12 protein-coding genes are annotated in these 15,827 nt (G+C 59.5%); 4 read left to right on the plus strand and 8 right to left on the minus strand.

Annotated features, from left to right (window positions below):
- Window positions 1–141: 141 nt before the first annotated feature.
- From ACYQ1A_RS04275 to gmk, 3 genes are all read right to left on the minus strand, one after another.
- On the minus strand, window positions 142–2,343 hold the full coding sequence (locus tag ACYQ1A_RS04275; protein WP_499360490.1) for a RelA/SpoT family protein: 2,202 nt from the start codon (window positions 2,341–2,343) through the stop codon (window positions 142–144).
- Window positions 2,344–2,417: 74 nt separating this feature from the next.
- Entirely contained in the window at window positions 2,418–2,624 is a 207-nt protein-coding gene (gene rpoZ / locus ACYQ1A_RS04280) for a DNA-directed RNA polymerase subunit omega (RefSeq protein ID WP_062221929.1), read from the minus strand.
- Between the two features lie 84 nt (window positions 2,625–2,708).
- Window positions 2,709–3,323, minus strand: coding sequence for a guanylate kinase (gene gmk, locus ACYQ1A_RS04285; RefSeq protein ID WP_062221938.1), 615 nt, complete (start codon window positions 3,321–3,323; stop codon window positions 2,709–2,711).
- Window positions 3,324–4,186: 863 nt separating this feature from the next.
- Here gmk and ACYQ1A_RS04290 point away from each other — a divergent pair.
- Window positions 4,187–5,479, plus strand: a complete 1,293-nt coding sequence (locus tag ACYQ1A_RS04290; RefSeq protein ID WP_499360493.1) for a carbohydrate porin — start codon at window positions 4,187–4,189, stop codon at window positions 5,477–5,479.
- Window positions 5,480–6,084: 605 nt separating this feature from the next.
- Here the strand turns inward: ACYQ1A_RS04290 and ACYQ1A_RS04295 are convergent.
- From ACYQ1A_RS04295 to ACYQ1A_RS04315, 5 genes are all read right to left on the minus strand, one after another.
- Window positions 6,085–7,065 (minus strand): aldo/keto reductase, encoded by a 981-nt coding sequence (locus tag ACYQ1A_RS04295; protein ID WP_062221923.1) that lies wholly within the window; start codon window positions 7,063–7,065, stop codon window positions 6,085–6,087.
- Between the two features lie 179 nt (window positions 7,066–7,244).
- Entirely contained in the window at window positions 7,245–8,375 is a 1,131-nt protein-coding gene (locus tag ACYQ1A_RS04300) for an ABC transporter ATP-binding protein (protein ID WP_499360495.1), read from the minus strand.
- 58 nt (window positions 8,376–8,433) lie between these two features.
- On the minus strand, window positions 8,434–9,282 hold the full coding sequence (locus ACYQ1A_RS04305; RefSeq protein WP_053937184.1) for a carbohydrate ABC transporter permease: 849 nt from the start codon (window positions 9,280–9,282) through the stop codon (window positions 8,434–8,436).
- 10 nt (window positions 9,283–9,292) lie between these two features.
- Window positions 9,293–10,207: a carbohydrate ABC transporter permease gene (locus ACYQ1A_RS04310; RefSeq protein WP_499360497.1), complete on the minus strand. Its 915-nt coding sequence runs from the start codon at window positions 10,205–10,207 to the stop codon at window positions 9,293–9,295.
- Window positions 10,208–10,469: 262 nt separating this feature from the next.
- Complete coding sequence (locus tag ACYQ1A_RS04315) at window positions 10,470–11,723, minus strand: ABC transporter substrate-binding protein (RefSeq protein WP_499360499.1); 1,254 nt, start codon at window positions 11,721–11,723, stop codon at window positions 10,470–10,472.
- Window positions 11,724–12,188: 465 nt separating this feature from the next.
- Between ACYQ1A_RS04315 and ACYQ1A_RS04320 the strand changes: the two genes are divergently transcribed.
- The 3 genes from ACYQ1A_RS04320 to ACYQ1A_RS04330 are packed head-to-tail and all read left to right on the plus strand — an operon-like array spanning window position 12,189 to window position 15,718.
- Entirely contained in the window at window positions 12,189–13,514 is a 1,326-nt protein-coding gene (locus ACYQ1A_RS04320) for an ABC transporter substrate-binding protein (protein ID WP_499360501.1), read from the plus strand.
- Window positions 13,489–14,202: a response regulator gene (locus tag ACYQ1A_RS04325; RefSeq protein WP_499360503.1), complete on the plus strand. Its 714-nt coding sequence runs from the start codon at window positions 13,489–13,491 to the stop codon at window positions 14,200–14,202. Before ACYQ1A_RS04320 ends, ACYQ1A_RS04325 begins: the two co-directional genes overlap by 26 nt.
- Complete coding sequence (locus tag ACYQ1A_RS04330; RefSeq protein WP_499360505.1) at window positions 14,195–15,718, plus strand: ATP-binding protein; 1,524 nt, start codon at window positions 14,195–14,197, stop codon at window positions 15,716–15,718. The genes ACYQ1A_RS04325 and ACYQ1A_RS04330 overlap by 8 nt, the downstream gene beginning before the upstream one ends.
- Window positions 15,719–15,827 lie beyond the last annotated feature (109 nt).

The raw sequence follows: 15,827 nt of genomic DNA on the forward strand, positions 1-15,827 counted from the left end.
GCCAGTTGCTGCCCGCTCGGATGCAGCGGCGGCATAGGGTGGGGCAAGCCCCACCACTCAAAGTGGCCAGAGCAGAAATCTACGGATCGCGATGGAAGAGGAGTGAGCCGGGCAAGGTGCCTGGCCCGGCGCGGCACAAGATCAGACTTTCTCGTTACCGCGCATACGCTGGATGCGGAACACCACTGGCAACTGGCGCAAGCTACGCATCACGCGCGCCAGATGCGCGCGGTTGGCGACTTGCAGCACAAACTGGATGTGCATAAAGCGGTCGCCTTCGCTCTCGGCATGCTGGGTCACCACCGAAACGATATTGGCTTCGGCCTCGGCAATGGCCGAGGTGATTTGCGCCAGCGCGCCACGGGCGTTTTCGGTCAGCACACGTACCGGCACGTCAAACAGGCGGTTGGATTCCGGATCCCATTCCACGTCGATAAACTTGTCGGCGTCGATGCGGCCACGGCCGGAAATCTGCGGACAGTCATGCGTGTGGATGACCAGCCCCTGATCTTTTTTGACCAGGCCGATGATGGGGTCGCCCGGGATTGGCGCACAGCAACGGGCAAACTGGATGGCCATGCCTTCGGTGCCACGGATGGTCACCGACGTCATCTTGCGCCCGCCCGAACCCGGCACTTCGTCTTGCCACTGGCCTGACAACTGCAGCAGACGTTTGGCCACCACCACGGCCAGACGCTGGCCCAGGCCGATATCCGCCAGCACTTCTTCGCGCGTGCGGGCGCTGCTTTCTTTCAGATAGCGGTCCCACACCTCTTCGCCCAGCGGCTTGAATTGCGTGTGCAGCGTGGCAAATGCCTGCGCCAGCAAGCGCTCGCCCAGATGCACCGATTCTTCAAAACGCATGGTCTTGAGGAAATGGCGGATATGCGAACGCGCCTTGCCCGTCGTTACAAAGGTCAGCCACGACGGATTGGGCTTGGCGTGGGCGGCGGTCACAATCTCGACCTGGTCGCCGCTTTTCAGACGGCTGCGCAACGGCACCAGCTCGTGATTGATCTTGGCGGCGATACAACGATTGCCGATGTCGGTATGCACGGCATAAGCAAAATCGACGCAAGTCGCGCCTGCCGGCATGCTCAGAATCTTGCCCTTGGGCGTAAACACATACACCTGATCCGGGAACAGATCGACCTTGATGTGTTCGAGGAATTCGACCGCATCACCCGATTCGCTCTGCAGTTCCAGCAGCGACTGCAACCATTGGTGCGTCTTTTGCTGCACTTCAGAGAAGCCATCGTCGCCGCTCTTGTACATCCAGTGCGAGGCCACACCGGCATCGGCAATGCGATGCATGTCTTGCGTGCGGATCTGGATTTCAATCGGGATGCCATACGGGCCAAACAGCGTGGTATGCAGGCTTTGATAGCCGTTGGCCTTGGGGATGGCGATGTAATCTTTGAACTTGCCCGGAATCGGCTTGTACAGCGCATGCAGCGCGCCGATGGCCAGATAACACGACGACACGTCTTTCACGATGACGCGAAAGCCATAGATATCCAGCACTTCAGAAAAGCTGAGGTGCTTTTCCTGCATCTTGCGATAGATGCTGTACAGGTTTTTTTCGCGGCCAGACACGCTGGCTTCCAGCCCGGAATCGGCCAGCTTGGTGCGCAGGCCTTCAAGAATTTTGGTCACCACTTCGCGGCGGTTACCGCGCGCGGCTTTGAGCGCCTTGGACAAGACTTCGTAGCGATGCGGATACAGATACTTGAACGACAGATCGTCCAGTTCCAGGTACACCGCATTCAGGCCGATACGGTTGGCAATCGGCGCGTAGATTTCCATGGTTTCGCGGGCAATGCGTTTTTGCTTGTCCGCGCGCATGGCATCCATGGTGCGCATATTGTGCAGCCGGTCGGCCAGCTTGATCAGGATGACGCGCAGGTCGCGCGCCATGGCCAGCAGCATTTTGCGGAAGTTCTCCGCTTGCGCGACTTCCTTGCTCTGGAATTCAAGCTTGTCGATCTTGCTCATGCCATCGACCAGTTCGGCCACGTGCTTGCCAAACTTTTCGGTGAGCTCGAGCTTGGTGATGCCGCTGTCTTCCATCACATCGTGCAGCAGCGCGGCGGCTAAGGCCTGCGCATCCAGATGCCACGACGTCAGGATGGTGGCCACGGCCAGCGGATGCGAGATGTACGGCTCGCCGCTTTGCCGGCTCTGGCCGCGGTGGGCGGCCTCGGAAAACTTGAAGGCGGCCGCCAGAAACATCCGGTCGTCCGCCTTCAAATAAGCCGTGTCCTCACTCAGAAAGTGATTGGCAGCCGTAATCACCGCTGGCGCTTTCATGGCCAGGTCGGGTACATCTGCAGCAGCGAGCATCGTTTCCATAGCGGACAGTTTGGGGCGGGCAAGCCTGATTAACAGACCCGCGCGCCCCGGCTATGTCATGACAATCAGGAACGACGGTTCAGGACTTCACGGCCCACGATGCCGGCTGCCACTTCACGCAGCGCCAGTACGGTGGGTTTGTCACGGCCCGGGGCGTCCACTTGCGGGGTGGAGCCATTGGCGATCTGGCGAGCGCGATAAGCGGCCACCAGCGTCAGATCAAAGCGGTTTTCGATGCGGTGCAGGCAATCATCGACGGTAATGCGAGCCATTGGGTATCTCCAGATTCCAGAAAAACTGAAACGGCCAGCACGAATCCGTGATGGCCGTTGAGGTCAGCATTGTAGCAGAAGGGGTCAGGCTTTGAGCGCCTCGACCAGCGCGGCATGCCGAATGGCCTGACGTTCGCCGCGCAGGCGTTCGGCGCGCACCACGCTGATGATGTCACGCACGGCGTCATCGATGTGTTCATTGATGATGACGTATTGCGCTTCGCTGACATGGCCCATTTCTTCGCGGGCCTTGGCCATGCGCAGCTGGATCACTTCTTCCGTGTCTTTGCCGCGCGCGCGCAGGCGTTGTTCCAGCGTAGCAATCGATGGCGGCAGTACAAAGATGCCAACTGATTCCGGGAACAGCTTTTGTACTTGCTGCGCGCCTTGCCAATCGATTTCGAGCAGGATGTCGCGGCCGTTCTCGATGACTGATTCGATCCAGGCGCGCGATGTGCCGTAGTAGTTGCCGTAAACCTCGGCCCACTCCAGAAAGTCGCCCGACGCAATCATGCTTTCGAACTTGGCGCGGTCAACAAAGTAATAGTCTTTGCCTTCGACTTCGCCCGCGCGCGCCGGGCGCGAGGTGTACGAAATGGAAAGCTGGATTTGCTGGTCTGCCGCAAGCAGCGCCGCAACCAGCGTGGTCTTGCCCGCGCCGGAAGGGGCGGTCACGACATAAATGGTGCCTTTTGCCATGGAAAAAAATCCGTCTGAAAACTGGGTAGCAGGGTAGCACAAAACCAGGTGCCGTTCAGATGCAGCGAAAAGCGGCCATCACGCGGCAACGTCGCGCTCCATGGGGGCCACTTATATATATGTCATATAGGCGATATCTGGCCCGGTTTCTGCCCTCACGCGCTCATTGCCGGGATCAAAGAAACGCGCCGCAGCGATTTTGTGAGCATCGACTGACGCCCTTGCAGGTATCAACGGACGGATTTGGGGGATGAGTGTTTGATTTATGCAACATAAATAAAACGCGGATACAAACGACGTTTTTTCGTAGTGCAGTGCAACAAACTACGCAAAACACCCTCATTTCAGCGGTTTTCTGCACAAGTCTTGTGCAATTGTCCCTAAACCCCGCCAAAACGCATACAGCAAACACCGTACGCAAAAACCCCGACAGGTGTTCTACTGATTTCGACCCCTTCCCCCGCTGCTTATCGTTCAACGCACAGTTTCGGGGAAGGAAACGCCAGCGGCGCACGAATCCCGAGCGATTTTCGATTCAGGCAGGTTTAAGGAATTTTGCCGATGACAAATTGCTCAGCGTCAGGCCGACATTGGGTTTAACCCACCCGCCTCGATACTGACCGCTCAGACACTGAACAAACAAAGGCCCCACGGCAGTGCCGTGAGGCCAGAAATAGAATCCTGTCGTTGCCGACATCCCTCAAACAGGCAAATGACAACGCCAGGATTGAACTGACGGCTGGCTTATCTTGTAATTTCGCCAGCTCGAAGTACCCGATTAGCAAGCGTCGTGGCAGCGAAGCGAGCTATCTGAAGCCCCCGCATAGACGGGTTTTCCACTCGAGAAAAGAGAGAGTAACAAAATGGCATACAAGTTCCGCATTACTCAGATCGCCGCTGCAGCGATGCTGGTAGCCGGCGCAATGTCCTTCGCGGACGACGTGGTTCCTACCGCCGTTCAATCTGCCATCGGCAGCGTGACCTCCACGGGCTACTTCCGTGCAGGCTGGGGCGTCGCCGGCAAGGGCGGCACGGCCGAATGTTTTGGCGTGGGCTACGCCAAGTTCCGTCTGGGTAACGAATGTGATGCCTACGCCGAAATCGGCCTGGACATCCCGGTGTTCAACCAGTCGAACGGCGCTCAGTGGGTTGCCCACACCATGATCCAGGCGGATGCTCCGTACTCGGATTGGGGCAGCAACAAGACCAACTTCGCACAAAACTACATCAGCGTTTCGCACTTCGGTGACGGCGCGCTGAAAGACGCTGTGCTGTGGGTTGGCCGTCGTTACTACGATCGTCCTGACCTGCACATGCTCGATTACAAGTACCTGGTCGGTGACGGCGACGGTGCTGGTATCGAAAACGTAGCCCTGGGCAACAGCGGCGCGCTGTTCAGCTACGCTTTGATGCGTCCGATCGACACCGCTCACACCAACCGCACCTGGCTGGAAAACCTGTTCAAGGTTTCCAACGTTGTGGCTGGCCCGGGCGCGTTCACCTTCAACGCCGGCGCAACTTTCGGCGACAAGGCTGACGACACCGCCAACTCGGCTGGTGTGATCACCCCGACGGCTGCTGCCAAGAACGGCTGGTACCTGTCCGCTGCCTTCGATCACCCGGTTGCTGACCTCGGCTCCAACCGTGTTGGTCTGCAATACGGCCGTGGCGCCAACGCAACGGGTAACTTCTCGCAAGTGAACACCTCTGCGACCACCGACGACAGCACCACCCAGGTCTTCGACAACATCACGCTTGAGCCGAAGAACAGCAACTGGACCCTGATGGCCCACGCTGTTTATCGTAAAGACAAGTATGAAACCGCTGGCGATGACACCTGGTGGGCAATCGGCGCGCGTCCGCAGTATCACTTCACCGACATCTTCGGTTTCGCCACTGAAGTGGGCTACGAGTCGTTCAAGCCGGACCAAGGTTCGACCCAGACTCTGGGCAAGGTGACGTTTGCACTGACCGCAGCTGCTGGCCGTGGCGCTTATGCCCGTCCGGAACTGCGTCTGTTCTACACCTACGCCAAGTGGAACGATGCGGCCAAGAACGGCGCAATGAACACCTTCAACACTGACGGCACTGCTAGCGTTTACAACGGCGCTACGTCCGGCAGCTCGATCGGCGTTCAAGCAGAAGCATGGTGGTAAGTCGCAGGGCCTGATTGTGTCGGCATAGCCGGGCGGCAACGCCTGGCTGAACGATACGATTCCCGTCTACGGGACAAGCCACTGCACTCAAAACAACAGCCGCGTGACCCTGGTCATCCGGCTGTTGTTCCAGGTGGGGTTGGTTTGTGAGTAGCGCCGCCGGTTAAACAGAAAACCGGGGGTGGAGGTAAGCAGTAATCGACGTGAAGAGTATGACTCTCTGCCTTATTTCGCCAGCATGCGGTTTGCGTGCTGGAGGCGGGTTACCGGGTTGGTAATGCAGCGAAAAGCATAAAAGCACTTAAGTGAGGGGACTCCTGGCCCCTCACTTTTTTTTTGTGGTGAGGGGGGCGTTGTAGCGGGGCCATTTTGCGTCCCGGCGGTGCTCGGCGTCCTCACGTACTTATGTACGCTCCGGCCCCTCCGCTCCGGCGGTACGCAAACTGACCCCACTTCAACGCCCCCGACACGGCTTTGTTGATTCGGGGCAATGCGCTTCGCTGTTGCCGGGGCCAGGTCAAAAGCTGTTGTCTCATAGGGTGGGTCAAGACCCACCACTCAAAGCCACCAACAAGAACACCATCGCCACCTACGTCCCACCACTCTCACCAGCGCTGATGCACATGCGGCTTGATATGCGTGTCGTAAATCCGTTTGACGGCGGTCATTTGTTCTTCTGAAAGCGGGGGCAAGGCTGCGGCGGCGGCGTTGCTTTGGGCCTGGGTGGGATTCTTGGCGCCGGGGATGGCCACGGTGATGGCGTCGAACATCAGTATCCAGCGCAGCGCCAGTTGTGCCAGCGGAACATTGCCGGTAACCGCGCGCAGTTCTTCTACCGCTTGCAGACCCACCTCGTACGGGACGCCGCTAAAGGTCTCGCCGACATCAAATGCCTCGCCGTGGCGGTTGAAGTTGCGGTGGTCTTCGCGCGCAAAGGTGCTGTGGGCGCTGAGCTTGCCGGTGAGCAGGCCGCTGGCCAGCGGCACGCGCGCGATGATGGCCACTTGCTGGGCTTTGGCGCGTTCAAAAAAGTATTCGGTAGGACGCTGGCGGAACATGTTGAAGATGATCTGCACGCTGCTGATCGGATACTCCAGCGCCTTGAGCGCTTCTTCGACCTTCTCTACCGACACACCATAAGCCTTGAGCTTGCCTTTGCTGACCAGCTTGTCCAGCGACTCAAACAGTTCGGGGTGGTAGTAGACCTCGGTGGGCGGGCAGTGCAGTTGCAGTAGATCGAGGGCGTCGACTTCCAGGTTGCGCAGCGAGGCATCCACGTAGCCTTCGATCGCAGCCGGGGTGTAACCGGCGGCCACGTGCGGATTGATTTTGCGGCCCGCTTTGGTGGCAACCACGATGCCCTCGCGGCCGCGGCTTTTGAGTACCCGCGCAATCAGCCGTTCCGAACGGCCATCGCCATACACATCAGCGGTATCCAGAAACGTCACGCCCGCATCCAGCGCCGCGTTAAGTGCGGCTTCGGCGTCGTGGTCCGACACGTCGCCCCAACTGCCGCCGATGGCCCAGGCGCCAAAACCAATCTCACTGACAGACCAACCGGTTTTACCAAATTGACGTTGTTGCATGCTGTATTCCCGAAGAGAGCGGCGACGCCGCGCGATGGGCTTCAGTGTAGGCGGGCAGGGCGCGCTTGCACATGCAACAGGCGGCTGCGGGATGTACGAAACGGCTGCGCCAGGCCAAGAAAAAACCGGCGCGTCGCACACGGCGAGGCACCGGTTTTTATTGCCGACAAGCCGGACTATCAGGCGTGCACGCGCTTGGCCGCGATCATATTGCCCGGCTTCAGGCGCTTGCAGGCCTTGCCATCGCGATCAAACACATGGAAGGCAGCAGAAGGCGCACTGATATTGATTGCATCGCCGATCTTCACTTCGCGATCACCATGCCCGCGCACCACCATCGCCTGGCCGGTGCTCAGCGTCAGATACAAGAAGTTGGATTCGCCCAGATGTTCCACCAGATCGACCACGCCGCTAAAGCGTTCGCTGCCGTTGTCGTCTTCCCACAAATGCTCGGCGCGGATGCCGACGTTAACGCGATCGCCCACCGCGGTATTGCCGCCATACACATCTGCGCGCACGCGCTGGCCGCCAGCCAGATTGACGATCAGATGATCGGCCTCGGCGACTTCGACCACGCCTTCCAGCAAGTTCATCTTGGGCGAGCCAATAAACGTAGCCACAAACAGATTCGCCGGTTGTTGGTACAGTTCCAGCGGCGAACCGGCTTGCTGGATCAGCCCGTCGTGCATCACCACAATCTTGTCGCCCAGCGTCATGGCCTCGACCTGATCATGCGTCACATACACGATGGTGGCCTTGAGTTCGCGATGCAGTTTGGCGATTTCCAGACGCGTCTGGACGCGCAGTGCGGCGTCGAGGTTGGACAGCGGCTCGTCAAACAAAAACAGCTTGGGCTCACGCACGATGGCGCGGCCGATAGCCACGCGCTGGCGTTGCCCGCCCGACAGTTCACGCGGCAAGCGCTCCAGCAGGTGGTCAATCTTGAGAATGCGGGCGGCGTTGCGGATGCGCACGTCGGCCTCGGCCTTGTCTTTCCCCGCCACCTTCAGGCCAAACGCCATGTTCTTGTACACGCTCATATGCGGGTACAGCGCGTAGCTCTGGAACACCATGGCAATCCCGCGCAAAGCGGGCGGCAGATCATTCACCCGGGCGCGATCAATTTCCAGATCGCCCGCGGTGATTTCTTCCAGGCCACACACCATGCGCAGCAGCGTCGATTTGCCGCAGCCCGACGGGCCCACCAGCACGACGAATTCGCCGTCATTGATTTCCAGATTGATGCCCGACAGCACGTTGGTTTTGCCGTCGTACGATTTGGTCAGGTTTTTCAGCGAAACATGAGACATCGGTGTAACTCCAAAAGCGGGCGGCCTTGAGCGCGCCGGTATTCTTGTCGGGTGCGATTTATTTGACTGCGCCAGCGGTAATGCCGCGGATCAGTTGTCGGCTGAAGAACACATACATGATCAGCACCGGCAGCACGGCCAGCGTCAGCGAGGCCAACACGGCGTTCCAGTTGGTCACGTACTGGCCAATAAACTGCTGCACGCCCAGCGTGACGGTTTTTGTGTCGTCACCCGGCGCCAGAATCAGCGGAAACCACAAGTCGTTCCAGATTGGCACCATGGTGAACACGGCCACGGTGGCCACGGCGGGGCGGATCAGCGGAAGCACCACCTGGAAAAAGATCTTGAATTCGCCCACGCCATCACAGCGCGCGGCTTCTTTCAGTTCTTTAGGAATCTGCTGCATGAATTCGCTCAGGATCATGATCGCTAGCGGCAAGCCTTGCGCCACATACACCAGCACCAGCGCGGTCAGCGTATTCACCAGTTGCAGGCTGACCATCAGCTTGAGGATGGACACCGTGCCCAGGCGGATCGGCACCATGATGCCGAAGGCAAAAAACAGGGCCAGGATGCGGCTGCCTTTAAAACGATATTCAGCCAGCGCCCAGGCGGCCATCGCGCCAAACAGCAGAATCAGCACCAGCGAAGTAATCGTCACGATCAGGCTGTTGCCGAAGTACAGCGTAAAGTGCGACGAATGCAGCACTTTCTCAAAGCCGATCAGGCTGAAGGTTTCGCTATTGGGCAGCGCCAAGGGATCATCAAAGATGCCGGCGCGGCTTTTCAGCGAGTTGATGATGATCAGCGCAATCGGAAACAGCGCCAGCAGCGTATAGCCCGCCAGCACAATCTGTGTCAGGCCGGCGGTGGCAAAGCGGGTAGCCCCATTGTGTTTTGCTTGCATGATGGGCTCCTTAGAAGCTGAAGCGTTGCAGCTTGCGCTGGATAAAGTAGAAGTACACCGCCACGCCGCCCAGGATGACCAGGAACATCATGGTGGCCACGGCCGCGCCCATGGTCGGGCTGCCAATCTGCGACTGGTAACCAAAAAACGCGCGATAGAAATACGTGCCCAGAATATCGGTAGAGAAGTTAGGCCCGGCCAGCGCGCCTTTGACTGAATAGATCAGATCAAACGCGTTGAAGTTACCGACAAAGGTCAGGATGGTGGTCAGGCCCAGCGTGGGCAGGATCAGCGGCACGCGGATGGTCCAGAAAATGCGCCAGGCCGAGGCGCCTTCCACATACGCGGCTTCGATGATTTCATCGGGGATGGCAATCAGCGCGGCGTAGATCAGCATCATCGGGATACCGACAAACTGCCACACCGACATCAGGCTTAGCGTGTACAGCGCGGTTTCTTCCTGGCCCAGCCACGGCGCAAAAAAGTCTTGCAGATGCACCCAGCCCAGCATCTTCTCGGACACGCCCCACAGCGGCGACAAAATCAGCTGCCAGATAAAGCCGATGATCACCACCGACAGCAGCGTCGGCAGAAAAATCGCGGTCTGGTAGGCCTTGGCAAACTTCACGCCCTTGGTGCTCATCAGCGCCGCCAGCAACAAGCCCAGCGGGTTCTGGATACACATATGGATCAGAAAGAATTTGACGTTATTACGCATCGCATTCCAGAAACCCTCTGACCAGTTAGGGTCGCCCAGCAAGGTGTGGTAGTTGAGCAGGCCAGCCCACGATTGCACGCCGCTATCGCTGGTGGTGAAGAAGCTCAGACGCAATGTGTCGAGCAGCGGAAAGGCGCTGAAGACGGCATAGATGATGAATGCCGGCGCGAGAAACACCGCGATATGCCAGGGAAACGTGCGTTTCATGGCTGATTACTCCCTTGCAGACCCGCGCCTGCAGCGTGGGTCGTATTGATTCGGTATTGAGTTCGATCGTTACCGACCGTGCTTTGCAGACAAAAAAGTGGCCGGCAGCGCTGGCCGCCGGCCCAACTCACAGTCGAGGGTAAAACATTGAATGGAGCGTTCAGGATGAAGCCCTGCTGCCGTACCGCTGCTGCGTTCTCCCCCGCAGCAGACGGGCCACGCAATGGGGTGCGCGGCCCGGTACGGCACCAGCGTTACAACATTACTGCGCCGGCTTGTACCACTTGGCCAGACCGGACTGCAGACGCGCAGCGGCATCTTTCGGCGACATCTTGCCGTTGATGACTTGCGAGTTGATGTTCCACAGCTCGTTTTCCATGTTCGGCGTGCCGCGGTTCAGAATCTGGGCGTTCACACGGATGGTGGACGCGCAGCTCTTGCGCCAGTCGAGGAATTCCTTGGCCACCGGGTCTTTAACGGCGATGGTGTGGCTGGACAGCGAGAAGAAGCCGGTAACCTTATTGGTGTACAGATCAGCAAATTCTTGCGAGCCGAGCCATTCCACAAACTTGTACGCGTCTTCCTTGTTCTTGGACTTGCTGTTCACGCCCATGCCCAGATCGGTATGGTCCGAGATGTAGCACTTGTCGCCAGCCTTGGGCACCGGCGGCGGGAAAGCACCCAGCTCAAAGCCTTGCGCGTTCTGGTTGTAATAACCGATATCCCACGAACCGGCGGCGACGATGGCGGCCTTGCCCGAAGCAAACAGGTTTTGCGTATCGGCGTAGGTTTGCGCGCTGTAGCCCTTGGCCAGGTAGGGGCCGTATTTGGCTTCAACTTCCAGCGGCTCGACAAAACCGGCGTCGGTGAACTTGGCCTTGCCATTGATCAACGCTTTACGGCCTTCTTCACCGTGCCAGTACGGCGCGCCGATGCTGGTGTAAACGATCTGGCTAGCTTCCCACTGGTCATTGGTGCCCAGCGCCAGCGGGGTGTATTTGCCCGAAGCCTTGACCTTGTCCATCACCTTGAAGAAGTCGTCGGTGGTTTTCGGCTCGCTCAGGCCCAGTTCTTTAAAGATCTTTTTGTTGTACAGAAAGCCGTGGATGACCGAGGCAATCGGTTCGCAGAAGGTGTCTTTGCCATCATCGGTTTCCCACGCCACTTTGGCCGAGGCCGGGAAGTTTTCCAGACCCTTCTTGCCGTTCAGTTTTTCCAGCTGGCCTTTCTTGTACAGATCGAGCGACTTGTCGAACGGACGGCAGGTGATCAGGTCACCGGCGGTGCCGCCCGCCAGACGTGCGTTCAGGCTGGAGTCGTATTCAGTCGGGGCGGTCGGGGCAAACTTGACGGTGACGCCCGGATATTTTTTCTGGAAGGCCGGGATCAACACTTCTTCCCACAGTGCCTTGTCATCGGTACGCCAGCTTTCAATGGTCAGCGTGCCGGCTTGCGCTGCGCCTGCTGCCAGCAGGGCCGCTACTACGGCGCTGCGCAGAATGTTCTTGCTATGCATTGATCGATCTCCTCAGATCCGGTTTAACAGGCGGCCGGGCCGATGCCTGCGGCGCCCTTCAACCCCGTTTGTTGGTCGGGGGGTGGCCAGAAATTAGCATCGGCCATGACGTGACACAAAAACCCTGTAAAAAACGTGTCATTAATGAGTAAGTTCATGATTAATAAGCGAAAATGCCACAGTGGGCCCGTTCTGCTTGTTACGCATCATTACAAAACCATGATCGCGGCGCGGCCCGCGCCAGCAATTGCGCCACACCGCGCGGCTTACCCCGCGTCTGGCCAACAACGGGTTTCGCAAGCAATTGCAATGTTTTTTTACAATTCAGCGGCGAACGTTACGCAAGCTGCGCTGGCGCTTTATCTCCATCAATAAACAATTATGATGTCGCGTCTGCGCTGGGCTTGCGCCGTGCTGTGGACGTTCAAAAACAGGTACTGGAGTTATAGAGGGAGAACCGTCGGAATGAAGCCATTGCGCCGTTGCACGCTGGGTGCCACTGTCTGCGCATTGCTGCTGTCCGCCCTCATCGGTAACGCGGCGCAGGCAGCGATCATGGCGCCAGCCAGCGCACCCGACACCCTCAATGTATTGCACTGGTGGACCTCCGCCAGCGAACGCCACGCCGCCGATTACCTGGCCGCGCGCATGCAGGAAGAAAACCTGGCGTGGCAGGATGCCGCCATCCCCGGCGGTGCTGGCGTGGGCGCGATGAAAGTGCTGAAAAGCCGTGTGCTGTCGGGCAAGCCGCCCGATGTAGCGCAACTGATCGGCCCGGCGATTTCGGAATGGGGCGATATGGGCCTGCTGCTGGAGCTGGACAATGTGTCGCGCCGCAGCGGCTGGAACGACAAGTTCTTTCCCACTGTGTGGGGCCTGATCCGCTTGCGCGGACATTCGATGGCGGCGCCGCTGGGCATCCATCGCATCAACACGCTGTTGTATAACCAGCGCATCTTTAATCAGCTCAATCTGCAACCGCCGCGCACCTGGCCCGAATTTGAACGCGCGGCCGACAAGATCTCGCGCGCCGGTTACACGCCGCTGGCGCAAAGCACCGAAGCCTGGCAGATCACCACGCTGTTCGAAACGCTGTTGCTCAGCGAAACCGGCCCCGCGTTCTATCGTGATTTGCTGGTGCGGCGTAACGCCAATGCCTGGGCTGATCCGCGCGTGCGCGTGGCGCTGGAACATCTGCGCCAGCTCAAACGCTGGATGCCGTCGCAATTGTCCGAACGGCCGTGGCAGGATGAAGCCAGCGATCTGGCCCAGGGCCGCGCCGCGATGTGGGTGATGGGGGATTGGGCCAAGGGTGAATTGCAGGCCATGGGCCTGACGGTGGGCGAGCAATTCGGCTGTACTCCCGTGCCCGGCACCGCCGATATGCACCTCTATAGTATCGACACGCTGGTGATGTTTACCGGCGACTACAGCAACCAGTACGCGCAGGAACGCATGGCCACCATGGTGACGTCGCCGCAAGTGCAGGCGGGCTATAACCGCATCAAGGGATCGGTGCCGGTGCGGCGCGATGCCGATGTCGCCAGCATGGATAGCTGCGCACGCCAGTCGTGGACCACGTTTGCGCGCGGCGGCGCGGTGCAGGCGCCCAGCCTGGTGCACCGTATGGCCACGGACGAGGCGCTTAAAGACGCCATCGTCAGCCTGATCCACCGTTATTTTGTTGACGACCGCATGCCGGCCACCGAGCTACAACGCCGCCTGGCCAATGTGGTCCGAGCCTTGTCGCAAGAAGGAAAAAGCGATGAACCGCAAGATACTGGTCGTTGATGACGACCAGAAAACCCGCGCGCTGCTCAAGGCCTATCTGGAAAAAAACCAGTACGAGGTGCGGCTGGCGCATGACGGCGCCAGCTTTATGGCCGAGTTCGAGCGCTACAAGGACGATCTGTCGCTGGTCATTCTGGACGTAATGCTGCCCGACACCGACGGCTTTGTGCTGTGCGCGCATATCCGCAAACGCAGCAGCATTCCGGTGATCATGCTGACCGCCAGCGCCGACGATACCGACAAGATTGTGGGGCTGGAACTGGGCGCCGATGACTATCTGGGCAAGCCCTACAACCCGCGCGAACTGCTGGCGCGCATCAAGGCCGTGCATCGGCGCGCGGGCGTGGAAAGCGGCGCGCCTCCGCGCTTTTATCGCTTTAACGGCTTTAGCCTGGATACGGTAGAGCGCACGCTGACCGACCCGGCGGGCGAGGTGGTCAAACTGACCGGGCTGGATTTTCAGCTGCTTAAATATCTGGTGGAACACCCCGGCCAAATCCTCGACCGCAGCGTGCTGGCCGAAGAAACACGTGGCCGCGATCTGGGCCCGCTGGACCGCTCGCTGGATGTGCAAGTCAGCCGTTTGCGCCAGCGTTTGATGGACGACGGCAAACAGCCCGCCTTGATCAAGACCGTACGCGGCGCGGGTTATGTGTTCTCGGCCGAGGTCTCGACGGCGCATGGCTGAAGCCGATGTGATCGTGGGCGCGCCGCCCTTGTTGCTCCGACGCAAACGCGGTTGGCGGCGGTGGGTGCCATCGTCTTTGCTCGGCCGTTTAACGCTGGTCATGGTGGCCGGGGTGCTGATCAGCCAGGTCATCGGCAATCTGGTCTGGGCCAGTCAGGTGCGGCAGAAGGCGTTGACCGAAGCGCTGGATGCCGCCACGCATGTGGGCGGCAGCGCCGCCAGCGCGCTGCGCTTCTTTAAAAGCCTGCCGCCGCCGTATCGCCCCATTCTGATCGACCAGTTGCGCGAAATGGGCGGCACGCGTTTTTTTGTTAGCGTGAACCATAGCGCCGTCGCCATCGACCCCATCATGGGCAACGAACTGGTCGACCGTGTGCGCGACCGCGTGGTGCAAACGCTATTGCACGAATATCCGCGCGCGCTCGACTACCGCGTCGGCATGGCGTGGCCGGACAAACTGCTGGTCAGCGACGACGGCGTGACGCTGGATGAATTGCCGGATGGCTGGGTGCAGAACACGCTGGTGGTCAAACCACGACCGGCGCCCATCCTGGTCATCCAGGCCGAAATCGAGCCGGATAACTGGGTATATCTGGCGGCGCTGATGCCGGACCCCTATTTTCTGGACGCCGACAAACCATTGCCGGTGGAGCGCCTCGGCTTGCTGTTGGCCACGGTGGCGGTGGTGTTGCTGCTATGTTTGCTGGTGGTGCGCTGGATGACGCGGCCGTTTGCGCAGCTGGCCGAGGCGGCCGAGTCGTTTGGCCAGGGCGTGACGGGCGTGCCTTTGCCCGAATCCGGCAGCCGCGAATTTATCAAGACCGCACGCGCCTTCAATGCCATGCAGGCGCGTATCCAGCGTTATCTGGAAGACCGCGAGCGGCTGTTTACTTCGATTTCGCACGATTTGCGCACGCCGATTACGCGGCTGAAACTGCGCGCCGAAATGCTGGATGACGAGCAGGACCGGGTCGATTTTCATGAGGATCTGGACGAGCTGGATGTGATGGTCAAAGGCGCGCTGCAATCGGTTAAAGACAGCGATATCCATGAGAACCCGGTGCATGTGCGGCTGGACAAGCTGATTCAGCGGCTGGTGGACGGCGCGCATCTGGCCGGGCGCGATGTGGCATTTGCCGCCGGGCCGGTGACCGTGCAAGCGCGGCCGCTGGCGCTCAAGCGCGCGGTGGGCAATTTGCTGGATAACGCCTTGTTCTATGGCGAGCGCGCTGAAGTGCTGATTACGCGCACCGATGAGCTGGTCGAACTGACCATCCGCGATTACGGCCCCGGCGTGCCGGAAGAAGCGCTGCCCAGTCTGTTCCAGCCGTATCTGCGGCTGGAGCATGGCCGCAGCGTTAATACCCAGGGCATGGGGCTGGGGCTGGGCATCGCGCGCAGCATCGTGCACGCGCATGGCGGCGAACTGTTTCTGGCCAACCACGCCAGCGGCGGCCTGGTCGCCACTATCCTGCTACCGATCGGCAAACACGGCGAAGCGATTGATGAGGCATAGGGTGGGTCTAGACCCACCGCTCAAAGCCGTAGAAAAGCATGATGCGGCGGGCTTTTCTGCGGCTTTGGTTGGTGGGTCTAGACCCACCCTATGAGACGGCGGCACAGGC

It is taken from the genome of Silvimonas sp. JCM 19000 (assembly GCF_054652575.1).

What these genes read in the sequence shown, in the direction of transcription:
- ACYQ1A_RS04275 (WP_499360490.1), bottom strand. Translation starts at nt 2,343, where the DNA reads ATGCTCGCTGCTGCAGATGTACCCGACCTGGCCATGAAAGCGCCAGCG.
- rpoZ (WP_062221929.1), bottom strand. Translation starts at nt 2,624, where the DNA reads ATGGCTCGCATTACCGTCGATGATTGCCTGCACCGCATCGAAAACCGC.
- gmk (WP_062221938.1), bottom strand. Translation starts at nt 3,323, where the DNA reads ATGGCAAAAGGCACCATTTATGTCGTGACCGCCCCTTCCGGCGCGGGC.
- ACYQ1A_RS04290 (WP_499360493.1), top strand. Translation starts at nt 4,187, where the DNA reads ATGGCATACAAGTTCCGCATTACTCAGATCGCCGCTGCAGCGATGCTG.
- ACYQ1A_RS04295 (WP_062221923.1), bottom strand. Translation starts at nt 7,065, where the DNA reads ATGCAACAACGTCAATTTGGTAAAACCGGTTGGTCTGTCAGTGAGATT.
- ACYQ1A_RS04300 (WP_499360495.1), bottom strand. Translation starts at nt 8,375, where the DNA reads ATGTCTCATGTTTCGCTGAAAAACCTGACCAAATCGTACGACGGCAAA.
- ACYQ1A_RS04305 (WP_053937184.1), bottom strand. Translation starts at nt 9,282, where the DNA reads ATGCAAGCAAAACACAATGGGGCTACCCGCTTTGCCACCGCCGGCCTG.
- ACYQ1A_RS04310 (WP_499360497.1), bottom strand. Translation starts at nt 10,207, where the DNA reads ATGAAACGCACGTTTCCCTGGCATATCGCGGTGTTTCTCGCGCCGGCA.
- ACYQ1A_RS04315 (WP_499360499.1), bottom strand. Translation starts at nt 11,723, where the DNA reads ATGCATAGCAAGAACATTCTGCGCAGCGCCGTAGTAGCGGCCCTGCTG.
- ACYQ1A_RS04320 (WP_499360501.1), top strand. Translation starts at nt 12,189, where the DNA reads ATGAAGCCATTGCGCCGTTGCACGCTGGGTGCCACTGTCTGCGCATTG.
- ACYQ1A_RS04325 (WP_499360503.1), top strand. Translation starts at nt 13,489, where the DNA reads ATGAACCGCAAGATACTGGTCGTTGATGACGACCAGAAAACCCGCGCG.
- ACYQ1A_RS04330 (WP_499360505.1), top strand. Translation starts at nt 14,195, where the DNA reads ATGGCTGAAGCCGATGTGATCGTGGGCGCGCCGCCCTTGTTGCTCCGA.